The sequence below is a fragment of the Micromonospora sp. NPDC048999 genome, from assembly GCF_040649295.1.
Lineage (GTDB): Bacteria > Actinomycetota > Actinomycetes > Mycobacteriales > Micromonosporaceae > Micromonospora.
Genome location: NZ_JBEZFI010000001.1, coordinates 542,846 through 557,312 on the forward strand (window position 1 = coordinate 542,846; position 14,467 = coordinate 557,312).

Sequence of the window (14,467 nt, forward strand, 5' to 3'; positions counted from 1 at the left end):
ACGATACGACTCGGCGGCGATCCGGCCGACGCCGGCCCTGGGTAGAGATGTTCCGGTCAGACAAGGCATAGTTGCCGACGGCGTATTCGTACCGTGAGTGATCGTTCCCCGGCCCGGGCACCGGCCGGCGGAGAGGTCGGACCCGGAAGGCGGTGGACGTGTCAACACACCGACGTGCCTGGAAGCAGCGGGCGGGTGTGGTCGTAGCAGCAGTCTTCGGCGCGCTGCTCACCGTCCCCGCCACACCCGCGCTGGCGGCAGATGTCAGCGTGTCCCCGAAGTCCGCCACTGTGCAGGCGGGCAATGAAACGTCCGTGAACGTTTCCGTCACGCCTGAGGGCCCGCTGGAGACGTCAGCCAACGTCCGCCTGGCAGGCCTACCGCAGGGCGTCCGTTGCGTCGCGGGCTGCGGAAAGGTCGATCTCGACTACCCGAATGCAACGCCGGTGGAGGTCCGACTTCAGGCCTCCGACAACGCCCCTGGCGTCGATGGCCAGCAAGTCACCGTCAGTGTTGGTGGCAAGAGCGACGGTTTCTCTCTGACGGTCAAGGCCAAGGCGGCACCCGAGCCGACCCAGGCGCAGACGGTCAAGTCGATCTCCGGCAAGGTGGTCATCGCGGCCAACGGCGAGCCGATCCCGGGTGCCATGGTCATGCTCCGGGACAGTCAGGGCAAGCAGGTTTCGACCAACGCCGACAACAGCGGCAACTTCCGTTTCACCGGATCGACGGCGAACCCGATCGCGCCCGGTCGGATCGACCTCGCTGCCAGCAAGGACGGCGGCAAGGTGGGCACCGCGTCGTTCACCGCCGCAGCCGGCGAGAGCGTGACGGGCAAGCGGATCAGCGTCCCGATCGAGGTCGAGGTCACCCCCAGCGCCACGCCGTCGGCCACCGAGGAGGCAGACCCGACCGAGGAAGCCACCGAGGAAGCCACCACCGACGACGAGACGCCGGCCGACGCGGTGGCGGCTCCCGCCCAGCAGTCGGCCGCCAACCAGGAATCGGGCGGCTTCAGCAACTGGCTGCTGATCCTGCTCGGCGGTCTCTTCGTCGCCGTGGGTGTGGGCACCATCGTGCTGCTCTACATGCGGCGCAAGAACGAGGGCGACAACGCCGACGAGGACGACGAACCGACCGGCCCCGGTGGTCCGGGCGGGGCGGCCGCCGTGCCGGCAGCCCGGGGCGCCTACCGGGGCGCCGACGACCAGACCCGGGTGGTGGGTGCCGGGGGGCCTGCGGCAACGATGGTCGGCGGCAACTCGCTCAGCGACGCGCCGACCATGATGCACCGGCCGGTCGTGGACGACGTCCCGCCGGACCCGTACGGCGCGCCGCCCGGTCCGACGTACGGCAACGCGCAGGGCGGCTACGGCTACGGCGACGAGGCTCCCGGCCAGGGCGGCTACGGCAGCGCTGGCTACGGCAACACCCCCTCCTCCGGCGGCGGCTACGGCGGCGCCCCCGCGCCCTCGTCCGGCGGCGGCTACGGCGCCACCCCCTCGTCGGGCGGCGGCTACGGCAGTGGCTCATACGCCGACGGCGGCTACGACGGTCGGGACTACGGCGCCGGTGCCGGCGGCTACCCGCCCGCCCAGGGCGGCGGCTACGGCAACGACCGCTACGACGAGCCGACCGGCCGCTACACCGGTGACAACACCCAGTACGCGCCGCCGGCCGACCCGTACCCGACCAGCACCTACCAGCCGGACGACGTCCGGGGCTACGAACAGCCGGGCCAGGGCCAGTACGGCCGCGGCGCGGAGTCCGGCAACGCCTACGGCTCGAGCGGCGGCTACGGCGCCTCCACGGGCGGCTACGACAGCGGCTACGGCGGCCAGCAGCAGGGCTACGACGGCGGTCAGCAGGGCTACGACGGCAGCCAGCAGCAGGGCTACGCCGGTTACGACCAGCGCGGCGGCTACGGCGGCGGCGATGGCTACGGCCAGCCGCAGCAGGGCGGCTACGGCCAAGAGCAGCCGCCACAGCAGGGTGGCTACGGCCAGCAGGGCGGCTACGGTCAGGAGCAGCCGCCGCAGCAGGGCGGCTACAGCCAGGAGCAGCAGCCGCCGCAGCAGCGCAGCGGCAGCTACGACAACCAGGGCTACGACCAGGGCGGCTACTACGGTGACCCGGCCCAGGCCGGCCGGGCACGCCCGGACGCCCCGCAGGACCGCAGCCGCCGCCTCGACTGGCTGGACGACTGACCGGGCAGACCCACGCAGGGTTCGCCCCCGCCATCGACAGTGGCCGCCCGGCTTCTCCGGGCGGCCACTTCGCATGATCGACTCGACGTCGGCGGGCACCCGCCGGACGTACGCCGACAAACCGCGATGACTGGGGCGGACGCGCCGGCTGAGCCGGGGGTGAAGTAGCCCTGGCCTGGCGCGTCCGCGCTGGGTCAGCCGGCGGTGAAGTAGCCCTGGCGCAGCACCGGCACCACGTCGGAGACGTCCATCTGCACGGCGACCTCCACGTCGTCGGCGAAGCCGCCCTCGACGAGTTCCCGGCCGGAGACACAGCCTCGGATCGCCGCCGGCACGTCGGGAATGCTGGCCAGCGCGGCCAGCGCCACCGCCGCCTCCACCGAGAGCCCACCCGGCACACCGGACAGGGCGTCCAGCACACCGGCCGCCCCGAGTTGGTCCTCCACGCAGGGGCGTAGCGAGCCGTCCGGCCAGCGCTCCCCGGCAGCCACCACCCCCACCGGGGCGTCGGTGGAGCCGTACCCCTCGGCGCGCAGCCAACGCCCGACGGCGCGAGCGTTACGCAGGCACGCCGCGACCACCGGTATGCCGGTGGCGCTCGCGGCGGCGCTGATCGCCGAGCCGTTCGGCGATGGCAGCACCAGGTCGGTGACGACCGGCGCGGTCCGCAACGCCGCCGGCGACAGCGACCACGGGTGTTCCGGCGTCATCTGTCGGCGGCCGACCGCGGCCACGGCACCCACCCGGCGGGCGTAGTCGGCCGCCTGCTCCCCCCACGGGAACGGGTGCACCCGCATGCCCCGGCCGACCGCCACCTCGACGGCGGTGGTGAACGAGAGCACGTCCACCACCACCAGGGCGGCACAGACCCGGCCGAGTTCCGCCGCCCCGGTCAGCCCCCAGTCGAACCGGGCGCCGGAACCGAGTTGGGAGAAGACGGCCAAGGACCGTGCCTCAATGCTGATCCGGTGCGGCAGCCTCGTCCGGGCCACCGTCGGCCGCCTCCGGGCCGCCGAAGAGGCGCGGCAGGGTCGCGGTGTGCGCGGCATGCAGCTCATCGAGGCCGATCCGGAACTGGCCGTGCACCTCCAGGGCGGCACCGGTCGGGTCGGTGACCCCGATGGCCTCCCACGGCACCCCGTGCTCGGCGCAGAGGGCGGTGAACGCCTTGTCGTGCCCGCGCGGCACCGACACCAGCACACGGCCGGCGGACTCGCTGAACAGGAAGACGAACGGCATCGACCCGCCGCCGAACTGCTCCGGCACCGACACCCGGGCACCGACGCCACGCCGCAGACAGGACTCGACCAGGCCCTGGGCGAGGCCGCCGTCGGAGAGGTCGTGCGCGGAGGTGAGGTGCCCCACCCGGGCAGCGGCCGCCAGCAGCTCGGCGAGCTGCCGCTCGCGGGCCAGGTCCACCTGCGGCGGGATGCCACCCAGGTGCTCGTGGGTCACCCAGGCCCACTCCGAGCCGGAGAGCTCGACGCGCGTCTCGCCGAGCAGGAAGAGCTGGTCGTGGTCGCCGGCCGGACGCGGCACGAAGCCCATCGGCACCCGTTCGGCGACGTTGTCCAGCACGCCCAGCACGCCGACCACCGGGGTCGGGTGGATGGCCGCCGCATTTGTCTGGTTGTAGAAGCTGACGTTGCCACCGGTCACCGGGATGCCCAGTTCCAGGCAGCCGTCCGCGAGGCCGCGGACCGCCTCGGCGAACTGCCACATCACGCCCGGGTCCTCCGGCGAGCCGAAGTTGAGGCAGTTGGTCACGGCGATCGGCTTCGCGCCGGTCACCGCCACGTTCCGGTACGCCTCGGCCAGGGCGAGCTTCGTCCCGTGGTACGGGTCGAGGCGCGCGTACCGGCCGTTGCCGTCCACGGAGAGGGCAACGCCGAGGCCGGTCCGCTCGTCGATCCGGATCACGCCGGAGTCTTCCGGCTGGGCGAGCACGGTGTTGCCCAGCACGTACCGGTCGTACTGCTCGGTGACCCAGGTCTTGTCGGCCAGGTTCGGCGACGCGATCATGCGCAGCACGGTCTCCCGGAGCGCCTCCGGGGTGCTCGGCCGGGGCAGCGTCTCGGCCCGGTCGGCCTGGAGCAGGATCAGGTCGGCCGGCTCCCGCATCGGACGGGCGTAGACCGGGCCGTCGTCGACCAGCGAGCCCGGCGGCACGTCGACCACCACGTGGTCCCGCCAGGTGACCAGCAGGCGGCCCGGCCGGCCGTCCGGCTCGGGCGCGGTGACCTCGCCGATCGCGGTGGCGAGCACGCCCCACTTGTCGGCGATCTTGAGCACCGCCTCGAGCTTGTCCGGGGCGACGACCAGCAGCATCCGCTCCTGGGACTCGCTGGCCAGGATCTCCTGCGGCTCCATCGAGGGCTCGCGCAGCGGCACCCGCTCCAGCCACACCCGCATGCCGGTGCCGGCCGCCGCCGCGGTCTCGGTGAGTGCGCAGGTCAGGCCGGCGCCGCCGAGGTCCTGGATGCCGACGACGAGTTCGGCGTCGTACAGCTCCAGACACGCCTCGATGAGCAGCTTCTCCGTGAACGGGTCGCCGACCTGCACGGAAGGACGGCGCTGCTGGCTCTCGTCGTCGAAGGTGGCGCTGGCCAGCACCGACACGCCGCCGATGCCGTCCCGGCCGGTCTTGGCGCCCATCAGCACAACGACGTTGCCGGGGCCGGCGGCCTCCTTCTTCTGCAGCCGGTCGACCGGCAGCACGCCGAGGCAGAGCGCGTTGACCAGGGGGTTGCCCTGGTAGCAGGGGTCGAAGACCACCTCGCCGCCGATGTTCGGCAGGCCGAGGCAGTTGCCGTAGCCGCCGACGCCGGCGACCACGCCGGGCAGCACCCGGGCGGTGTCGGGGTGGTCGGCCGCGCCGAAGCGCAGCGGGTCCATCACCGCGACCGGACGCGCGCCCATGGCGAGGATGTCCCGCACGATGCCGCCGACGCCGGTCGCCGCGCCCTGGTACGGCTCGACGAAGCTCGGGTGGTTGTGCGACTCGACCTTGAAGGTCACCGCCAGCTCGTCGGAGACCTGGACCACGCCGGCGTTCTCACCGATGCCGGCCAGCAGCCGGTCGCTCGGCGGGGCCTTCTCGCCGAACTGGCGCAGGTGCACCTTGCTCGACTTGTAGGAGCAGTGCTCGCTCCACATGATCGAGTACATGGCCAGCTCGGCCTGGGTGGGCCGGCGGCCGAGAATGTGTCGGATCCGGTCGTACTCGTCGTCGCGAAGGCCCAGCTCCGCGTACGGCTGGAGTTCCTCCGGCGTGCCGGTGGCCCGGGGCACGGTGTCCACGCCCAGGTCCCAGTCCTCGGCCGGGCCGGCCTGCGGCAGCACGGCGGCCACGGGCGGCTGCGCCGGATCGGCCGGGAAGGTGCCCGGCGTCTCCCGCAGGGCCGGGTCCGGATGGGTGGTCATGACCTCTCCTCGCTGCGCTCGCCGCCCCAGCGGCGGGTGAGCCGACCGATGATCCCGTCGCGCACGATCACGCCGGGGCCCCCACCAGGTGCTTGAGCACCGAGGTGAAGAAGCCGAGACCGTCCAGGGAGGGACCGGTGAGCGCCTCCACCGCGTGCTCGGGATGCGGCATGATGCCGACCACGTTGCCGGCCTCGTTGGTGATCGCGGCGATGTCGCGCTGCGAACCGTTGGGGTTGCCGCCGAGGTAGCGGGCCACGACCCGACCCTCGGCCTCCAGCCGGTCCAGCGTTGCCGGGTCGGCGGCGTAGCAGCCCTCGCCGTTCTTGACCGGGATCAGCACCTCCTGGCCCGGCTGGAACGCGTTGGTCCAGGCGGTGGCCACGGACTCGATGCGCAGGACCTGGTCCCGGTTACGGAAGTGCAGGTGCTGGTTGCGGGTGAGTGCCCCGGGCAGCAGGTGGGCCTCGCAGAGGATCTGGAAGCCGTTGCAGATGCCGAGCACCGGCAGACCGCCCCGGGCGGCGTCCACGATCGTCTCCATCACCGGAGCGAACCGGGCGATGGCCCCGCAGCGCAGGTAGTCACCGTAGGAGAAGCCGCCGGGCAGGACTACGGCGTCCACCCCGTGCAGCTCCGGGTCGCCGTGCCACAACCGGACCGGCTCGGCACCGGCGACCCGGACGGCCCGGGCCGCGTCCCCGTCGTCGAGCGAGCCGGGGAAGGTCACCACACCGACCCGGGCGGTCACGGGTGCGCGTCCACGGTCTCGTCGGCCTCGACCAGACGGACGGTGAAGTCCTCGATGACCGGGTTGGCGAGCAGCTTGTCGGCGATTTCCCGGGCCCGGTCCAGATCCGGTTCACCGGTGAACTCGATCTCGATCCGCCTGCCGATCCGGACCGAGGCGACGTCGCTGACGCCGAGCCGGGGCAGCGCGTTTGCGACGGCCTGGCCCTGAGGATCCAGGATCTCGGGCTTGAGCATGACGTCGACGACGACGCGAGGCACTAGGCACTCCTGACTGTGTACGCAGTTGGGTGCCGACCCACAACGGGCGAGCCCAGCCAGCGTACCTGGCAGATTTCGCCTCGCCCGCACCGGCCGGGAACGGTTCGGGCGGTGACCGGCGACCGAATCCTTGCCAGGACCGCCGACGACCCCTACCCTACATCGACAAGGCTCGATGCTAGGCCGACGGGGTGAACCGCACCCCACCGGCTCGACCGACCCGGCGATCCCGGGTCCGTGAGGCAAGGAGTGTTCCCGATGCGTATCCGATCCCTGGTCGCCGTGCTCGGCACCGCCCTCGTGGGCGTGCTGGGCGCCGCCAGCGGCGCCGTCGCCGCCCCCGTCAGCCCGTACATCATCGGCGGCGGCACCGTCTCGTCGGCGCCCTGGGCCGCCGCGGTCTTCAGCAACGGCTCGTTCACCTGCTCCGGCAGCGTGATCGCCTCGTCGTGGGTGCTCACCGCCCGGCACTGCATCAGCGGCACCATGTCCGTCCGGGTCGGCAGCGTCTACTACGCCTCGGGTGGCTCCACCAGCGGCGTCAGCGCCACCTACACCCGCAACGACCTCGCGCTGATGCGACTCTCCAGCCCGGTCGGCACCTCCGCCGTCTCGCTGGCCAGCAGCAACCCGCCGGTCGGCTCCACCAACTCGATCTACGGCTGGGGCATGACCTGCAACAGCGGGTGCAACCCGTCCAGCCAGCTCAAGACCGCCACCGTCCAGGTGACCAGCACCAGCGCCACCGACGCGTACGGCGGCCAGGCCATCCGCAGCAGCCGGATCAACGGCAACGCCTGGAAGGGCGACTCGGGCGGCCCGCAGTTCTACAACGGCCTCCAGGTCGGCGTCGCCTCGACCGCCGACGGCGTGAGCATCCAGAACTACGCCAGTGTCGCGTACAACCGGTCCTGGATCACCTCGACGGCCGGTGTCTGACGGTTAGCGCCGGTCGCGGCGCGGATGGTCGGCGGCGCGCCGACCGTCCGCGCCGACTCGTTTCGCAGCATCCGATCAGGTGACCACGGCAGACGTTCGGGTCACGGCCCGACTGACAGCATCGGAACCGTGCTGGTAGTGACGACGGATCAACTGCCCGGCTACGAGATCCGCCAGATCCTCGGCGAAGTGGTCTCCTCGATGGCGAGGACGCGCAACCCGTACCGCGAGGGGGTCAAGAACCTCCGCGGTGGCGCGTACGACCCGTCGGCACCGGACAACCTCACCCGCTGGCGTACAGACTCCGTGGCGCGGCTGGGCGAGGAGGCCCGCCGGCTCGGCGCCAACGCGGTGATCGGCATGCGCTTCGACAGCCGGGACTGCGGCGAGATGTGGATGGAGATCTGCGCGTACGGCACCGCGGTGATCGTCGTTGCCAAGATGCCGGAGGTCATGCCCCCCGACCAGCCCATCGTCGCGGCCGACACCGCCCAGGATCCGGAGATCGCGTCCGCGCCCGGCGGCATCGCCGAACCGCCCAGCGCCCCCAACCTCTCCTCCGCCGCCGAAACCCCCACCCGCAAGTCCTAACCGCGCGAGGGTCAGAGGATGGGGGGTGGGGAGTAGGCGGCGGCCTGGGGGTGGGATTCGGCGATTTTGGCGATGCGGGCGGTGATTCGGGCGACCTGGGCCCCCGCGGCGCCGACGAAGGCGTTTCGGTCGGCGACCAGGGCGTCGATCTCGGCGCGGGTCAGGTTGAGGCGGCCGTCCGCGGCGAGGCGGTCGAAGAGATCGTTCTCGGCCGCGCCCTTCTCCCGCATGGCCAGCGCGACCGCGACCGCATGCTCCTTGATCACCTCGTGCCCGACCTCCCGACCGACGCCCCGGCGCACGGCCGCGACCAGGATCTTGGTGGTGGCCAGGAAGGGCAGGAAACGCTCCAGCTCCCGGTTGATCACCGCCGGGTACGGGCCGAACTCGTCCAGCACGGTGAGGAAGGTCTGGAACAGCCCGTCGGCGGCGAAGAACGCGTCCGGCAGGGCTACCCGGCGAACCACCGAGCAGGAGACGTCCCCCTCGTTCCACTGGTCGCCGGCCAGCTCGCCGACCATCGACAGGTAGCCCCGGATGATCACGGCGAAGCCGTTCACCCGCTCCGACGAGCGGGTGTTCATCTTGTGCGGCATCGCGCTGGAGCCCACCTGACCGGGCTTGAAGCCCTCGGTGACCAGTTCCTGGCCGACCATCAGCCGGATCGTGGTGGCCAGCGACGACGGCGCGGCGGCCACCTGAGCCAGCGCGGCGATGACCGCCAGGTCGATCGAGCGGGGATAGACCTGCCCGACGCTGTCCAGCACCCGGCTGAACCCGAGGTGCCCGGCGACCCGGCGCTCCAGCTCGGCCACCTTGTCGGCGTCGCCGTCGAAAAGGTCGAGCTGGTCGGCGGCGGTGCCCACCGGACCCTTGATGCCGCGCAGCGGGAACCAGTTGATCAAATCTTCCAGCCGCTCGTACGCGATCAACAGCTCCTCGGCGGCCGAGGCGAAGCGCTTGCCCAGGGTGGTCGCCTGCGCGGCGACGTTGTGCGACCGGCCGGTCATCACCAGGCCGGAATACTCGTGGGCGTGCCAGGCGAGCCGGACCAGGGTGGCGACCACCCGATCCCGGATCAGCTCCAGCGAGGCGCGGATCTGGAGCTGCTCGACGTTCTCGGTGAGGTCCCGGGAGGTCATCCCCTTGTGCACGTGCTCGTGCCCGGCGAGGGCGCTGAACTCCTCGATCCGGGCCTTCACGTCGTGCCGGGTGACCCGCTCGCGCGCCGCGATCGAGGCCAGGTCGACGTCGTCGACCACCCGCTCGTACGCCTCGACCACCCCGTCCGGCACCGGCACGCCGAGGTCCCGCTGGGCCTTGAGTACGGCGAGCCAGAGCCGCCGCTCCATCCGTACCTTTTCCTCGGGCGACCAGAGGGCGACCAGTTCGGGCGAGGCGTACCGGTGGGCGAGCACGTTCGGGATCGTCGTCACGACCCTGATTCTCCCGTACCCGCCGGTCGCCGCCGCACCGGCATGGGCCTCCGCGCAGGCCGGGCCCGTCTCACACCTGGGTGATCTCGTGCACGGTCGCGGTCACCACGAGGGTCTTCGTCTGCTTGCCCTGGGCGTTGGTGACCGTCAGCAGGTAGGTGTGCCGCTGGGTGTCACCCTCGGCCCCGGAGCAGGGGAAGTTCAGCTCCCTGCTGCCGGTGGGCTGGAGGTTGCCCTCGTACAGGTCCGGGCCGTCGACGGAGAGGGCGACCGAGTCGACGTTGCTGGCTTTCCACTCGATGACGGCCGGTGTGCCCTCGATCGGGTTCTTGCTGGTGCCGGACGGGCAGGACGGCTTCTGGGCGACCCGGAAATAGGCGATGGTGGGGCCGGCCGCCTTCGGGGCGGTCGTCTTCGGCTTGCTGCCGGACTGCCCGCCGTTGCTGCCGGTGCCGCCGCCCGTCGAGCCGCCGCCCGTCGAGCCGCTGCCGGTCTGGGTCTGGCCGCCGTCAGCGGGCGGCGTCGCCCCGTCGGTGGCGGGCGCGGCGGATTCGACTGGCATCGCGTCGCCGGTGGGCGAGGCCGTGGCGTCGGCGCTCTTCGTGCTGCTGGGCCCGCAACCGGCGACCGCCAGCGCGGCGGCCAGGGCGACGACGGTGGTACGGAGCACAGCTTGACCGGGCATGACCGCTCCTCGTGAGTGCCGCCGCCGGTGACATCCAGGCGGGCTGGCGTTCACGGTAAAGACGGTCAGCAAGCGCCGTGCCGAGCGCCGGATAAGGTGATCACCATCCTGAGTCGACAAACAGGATTGGGGAAGCGTGTCCAGACTTACCGGCAAGGTTGCCCTCGTCACCGGCGGGAGCCGCGGTATCGGCGCGGCCGTCGCGCGCCGGCTGGCCGAAGACGGAGCCCACGTCGCGTTCACCTACCGCTCTGCGGACGACAGCGCGAAGGCCGTGGTCACCGACATCGAGTCGTACGGCCGCACCGGCCTGGCGATCCGGGCCGACAGCGCCGACGGCACGGCGGTGGTCGACGCGGTCGAGCAGACCGTCGCCGAACTGGGGCGGCTCGACATCCTGGTCAACAACGCCGGCGTCTTTTCGGCCGGGCCGATCGACACGGTCAGCCTCGACCACCTCGACCTGGCCATCGCCGTGCACGTGCGCGGGGCGTTCCTGGCAACCCAGGCGGCGGTACGCCACATGGGCGACGGCGGGCGGATCGTCAACATCGGCAGCAGCTTCGCCAGCCGCGTCCCGGACCCGGGAGTCAGTGTCTACGCCATGACCAAAAGCGCGGTCAACGGCCTGACCCGGGCCCTCGCCCGCGAACTCGGCCCGCGCGGGATCACCGTCAACCTGATCCTGCCCGGATCGACCGACACGGACATGAACCCATCGGACAGCGCCAGCGCCGACATGCAGCGCTCACACATCGCTCTCGGCCGCTACGGGACGCCCGCCGACGTGGCGGCCACCGTCAGCCACCTGGTGGGCGAGGGCGGCCGGCACATCACCGGTGCGTCGATCGCCATCGACGGCGGCTCCACCGCCTGACTGATGGCGGGCCGGCTCCGCCGCTGGTCGGGCGGTCGGCTGTGTGCTTGTCGGCGCCTATCAACCTGATACGCAAACGACTCACGCGCTCGCCGTCCGGCACCGGCGGCGGCCCCGTCGTAGTGCCTGCGGCTCGCTCATGTGACAGGCGACGGGTCGCGGCTGATGAAGCGTTCTCCGGCTCCTTCGTAGGGCGCTCACGCCACTGATGGTGACGTTCCGTGTTTGAGGATCGAACGCTACGCTGCGTGGCCGACAGGCCGAGCCACAGGCCGCTCGAATCTTCCTTTGCTCTGCAGCCATGGACGCAACACTCTGCTGAGCTGCAATTACTGTTGGCCTGTCGCGCGGCACCCGAGCCGCGCCTGTGACGATAAGTAGCTGTTGCGCCCATGGCTGCAGAGCAAAGGTGGAAAGTCACCTCGACCAGCCAGGCGGACAAGTAACACTGAGTCACCTGCCGCCCGAGGCGGGCTGGCGTGGAAACTAAGAGAGCTGCTCTTCGTAGCGCAGCTCGTGCAAATGGCCGCCCTTGACGAGTATGGACACCTCAACCGGTCGCCCACCGTCGGTGTGAATCACCCGGAACTGGCGAAGCACCGAGACGCACGGCGGCAGGTGCAGCATCTCGACCCCGTCGGACATGGGCATCCGGGTTGACACCCGGTCGAGCAGCCAGCGACGATTTTTCACTATGAACCTCCCGAAAAGGGACGATCATCGCCCTCATCATGCGGAGGATCACTATGTGAATGTGGGGGATTGCCCCGTTTCGCACCTGAAGGGGTTATCCGTGGTGGAGGCACCTAGCGCCCGTTATGACGACTGGGGCAGCGGGAGCTTTACCGGCGAGAGATCCTGTCTTCTCGACCCGCTTCGGGCCTTCCTCCCCCAAAAGGGTTCACATGCATCGATCGATCATCGCCAGTATCACCGCTGTCGCAATGACGAGCGGCCTTCTGCTGTCCACCGCGCCGGCGCAGGCCGCCGAGCCGACCGTGCTCTACGTCCGCCAACTCGTCACCGGCTGTTCGAACACCGGGCCGGGCACTCTGGACCGGCCGTTCTGCAGCATCAAGCCAGCCGCTGCGATCGTCACCGCCGGCCAGACCGTGGATATCGGTCGGGGGGAGTACAACGAGCACCTCACGATCACCACCTCCGGCACGCCGGACCAGCCGATCGTCTTCCGCAGCTGGGAGTCGAACCGCCAGGCCGCTCTCTATGGCCCCAAGGCCGCGATCACCATCGACGGCCAGCACGACATCAAGATCCAGGGGCTCAGCGTCGCCTATCCGGCCGACCTCCCCGCCCTCGATCTGCGCAACGCCTCCGGCATCGAGATCGAAAACAGCAGCTTCAGCGTGGCCGACGGCTCCACCGTACCCGCCGTCCGCCTCGCCGGTGTCACACGATCGTCGATCAGAGGCCTCTACGCGAGCGTCTGCTGCTCGGGCAACCCGGCCGGGGACTCCGGCGGGCAATCGCCGGCCGCGGTCGTCACCCTGGACGCCACCACCACCGGGGTCAGCCTGAACGACCTGTACCTCGCGATCCCCGGCGACTCGTACGGCCTTGCGAAGGTCAAGCACAGCGTCGGCATCCGGGTCGAGGGCCCCGGCAACAGCATCCTCAACAGCCGCATCTGGGGCTCCACCGACGCGGCCATCGTCGTCGAGGCCGGGGCGACCGGGACGCTGGTCGTGAACAACGAGGTAGCCGGTGGGGCTGGCTATGGCATCCACAACCACGGCGCCAGCGGCACCGCGATCACCAACAACACGGTCCAGGACCGCTGCCGCGACGGCATCCGGGTCGACGGATCCTCCAGCAGGGTCTCGGTGCAGAACAACCTGCTGATCAAGAACAGCTACTTCGGGCAGGTCGGCTGCGAACCGTCCGCACCCTTCGGGGTAGAGATCGGCGTGTACGACGCGGCCACCCGAGACATCGTGGTCGACTACAACAACGCCGACCATTCCGTCGCACCGTCGTCGAGGATCTACGCGTGGAATGGCACCCAGATGAGTCTGGCGGCGTTCCGCGCCGCGTCCGGTCAGGCCAGCCACGATCGGGAGACCGGGAACCTGAGGGACAGCATCGACTCGGCGAACTCGGCCGCCCCCGGTTTCCAGGCCACGGACCGGGTGGGCAGGGCCCGCTTCGACGACCCGTGGGTGCCGAACACCGGCGCTGGCCCGATCACCTACGCCGACCGTGGCGCGATGGAAATCGTCCAAGGGCCGGAGGCTCGGTTCACGGTCGCCCTGAATCCCGCAGCCAGCTCGGTGACCGTCGACGCCTCCAGTTCCAAAGCGGGTCACTTCCCGATCGCCTCCTACCGCTTCGGCTTCAGCGACGGCACGACCGTCACCCAGAAAACCCCGGTCCTCACGCACCGGTTCAAAAAACTGAGCACCCCCCGCTTCGACTTTGTCCAGGTCCAGGTCACCGACACCGACGGCCAGAGCCACCTCACCGCCCAGGAGTTGAGCCTGCTGCCGCACATCGGCACGCTAGGGCTGCTCAGCCGCACCACCCTCCGCTACGTGAGCCCGACGGCCGCGACGTCGCTGATGCGGGCAGACCACGCCACGTTGGACGCGAGCAGCCAGTTCGACCTCGTGGATGCCGGCAGCGGTCAGGTCGCGCTCTACTCCCGAAAGAGCAACAAGTACGTCACCGCCGAATACCCCCGTCCAGATCTGACGCTGCAGGGCATAGTCGTGACGGCCGCTCAACGATTCACCCTGACCCGTAATGCCGACGGCACCATCAGCCTCAAGTCGGTCGACACCGGTCGCTACGTTGGCGCACCGTCGGCCAGTGCCGCGCTTGTCGCCAACGCCACCACGATCGGCACGCGGGAGAAGTTCTACCGGGTCACCGTCGCCGACGCCGGCCGCTCATTGAAGGCGCGCGCTAACAACCGCTTCGTCTCCGCCGAGAAGGCCGGCAAGAAATCGCTGATCGCCAGCCGCACCAAGGTCGGCGCGTGGGAGCGGTTCGACCTGGTCGACCTCGGCAACGGGCAGGTCGCCCTGTTCGCCCGAGCTAACAACCGCTTCGTCAGCGCGGAAAAGGCCGGCAAGAAATCGCTGATCGCCAACCGGCTCAGCGTCGGTGGTTGGGAGAAGTTCAAACTGGTCCGCAACAGCGACGGCACGGTCAGCCTGAAGGCGGTCGTCAACAACCGCTACGTCACCGTCCAGAAGGCCGGCAAGAAATCGCTGATCGCCAACCGCACCAAGGTCGGCACGTGGGAGAAGTTCAAGCTCGGCAGCTGATCCGCCGCACG

At 70.6% G+C, this 14,467-nt stretch carries 11 protein-coding genes and 1 pseudogene; 5 read left to right on the forward strand and 7 right to left on the reverse strand.

Features of this window, described 5'->3' with window-relative positions:
• Window positions 1-158: 158 nt before the first annotated feature.
• Window positions 159-2,207 (forward strand): carboxypeptidase-like regulatory domain-containing protein, encoded by a 2,049-nt coding sequence (locus tag AB0C02_RS02650; protein WP_357540349.1) that lies wholly within the window; start codon window positions 159-161, stop codon window positions 2,205-2,207.
• Between the two features lie 194 nt (window positions 2,208-2,401).
• Here the strand turns inward: AB0C02_RS02650 and AB0C02_RS02655 are convergent, their stop codons facing one another.
• The 4 genes from AB0C02_RS02655 to purS all read right to left on the reverse strand — a co-directional run bounded on the left by AB0C02_RS02655 (window position 2,402) and on the right by purS (window position 6,641).
• Complete coding sequence (locus tag AB0C02_RS02655; protein WP_357540351.1) at window positions 2,402-3,151, reverse strand: 2-phosphosulfolactate phosphatase; 750 nt, start codon at window positions 3,149-3,151, stop codon at window positions 2,402-2,404.
• Between the two features lie 10 nt (window positions 3,152-3,161).
• A complete protein-coding gene (gene purL / locus AB0C02_RS02660) occupies window positions 3,162-5,630 on the reverse strand; it encodes a phosphoribosylformylglycinamidine synthase subunit PurL (RefSeq protein ID WP_357540353.1) in 2,469 nt (822 codons plus the stop codon).
• 67 nt (window positions 5,631-5,697) lie between these two features.
• Window positions 5,698-6,381, reverse strand: a complete 684-nt coding sequence (gene purQ / locus AB0C02_RS02665; protein WP_357540355.1) for a phosphoribosylformylglycinamidine synthase subunit PurQ — start codon at window positions 6,379-6,381, stop codon at window positions 5,698-5,700.
• Entirely contained in the window at window positions 6,378-6,641 is a 264-nt protein-coding gene (gene purS, locus AB0C02_RS02670) for a phosphoribosylformylglycinamidine synthase subunit PurS (protein ID WP_350932016.1), read from the reverse strand. The genes purQ and purS overlap by 4 nt, the downstream gene beginning before the upstream one ends.
• 258 nt (window positions 6,642-6,899) lie before the next feature.
• On the opposite strand from purS, the gene AB0C02_RS02675 reads away from it, so the two are divergent.
• On the forward strand, window positions 6,900-7,580 hold the full coding sequence (locus AB0C02_RS02675; protein WP_357540357.1) for a DUF1986 domain-containing protein: 681 nt from the start codon (window positions 6,900-6,902) through the stop codon (window positions 7,578-7,580).
• 24 nt (window positions 7,581-7,604) lie between these two features.
• Entirely contained in the window at window positions 7,605-8,171 is a 567-nt protein-coding gene (locus tag AB0C02_RS02680; protein WP_357540359.1) for a YbjQ family protein, read from the forward strand.
• Window positions 8,172-8,182: 11 nt separating this feature from the next.
• Here AB0C02_RS02680 and purB read toward each other — a convergent pair whose 3' ends face one another.
• Together purB and AB0C02_RS02690 are read right to left on the reverse strand one after the other, a co-directional pair.
• A complete protein-coding gene (gene purB / locus AB0C02_RS02685; protein WP_357540361.1) occupies window positions 8,183-9,607 on the reverse strand; it encodes an adenylosuccinate lyase in 1,425 nt (474 codons plus the stop codon).
• Between the two features lie 70 nt (window positions 9,608-9,677).
• Complete coding sequence (locus tag AB0C02_RS02690) at window positions 9,678-10,292, reverse strand: hypothetical protein (RefSeq protein ID WP_357540363.1); 615 nt, start codon at window positions 10,290-10,292, stop codon at window positions 9,678-9,680.
• 136 nt (window positions 10,293-10,428) lie between these two features.
• Between AB0C02_RS02690 and AB0C02_RS02695 the strand changes: the two genes are divergently transcribed.
• Window positions 10,429-11,169, forward strand: coding sequence for a 3-oxoacyl-ACP reductase family protein (locus tag AB0C02_RS02695; RefSeq protein ID WP_357540365.1), 741 nt, complete (start codon window positions 10,429-10,431; stop codon window positions 11,167-11,169).
• Between the two features lie 486 nt (window positions 11,170-11,655).
• On the opposite strand, the pseudogene AB0C02_RS02700 reads toward AB0C02_RS02695, so the two are convergent.
• Window positions 11,656-11,838, reverse strand: a pseudogene (locus AB0C02_RS02700) (GntR family transcriptional regulator); the annotation flags it as partial.
• Window positions 11,839-12,113: 275 nt separating this feature from the next.
• On the opposite strand from AB0C02_RS02700, the gene AB0C02_RS02705 reads away from it, so the two are divergent.
• The gene (locus tag AB0C02_RS02705) at window positions 12,114-14,456 is read left to right on the forward strand and encodes a right-handed parallel beta-helix repeat-containing protein (RefSeq protein WP_357540367.1); all 2,343 of its coding nucleotides are present in this window, start codon (window positions 12,114-12,116) and stop codon (window positions 14,454-14,456) included.
• The last annotated feature ends 11 nt before the right edge of the window (window positions 14,457-14,467 follow it).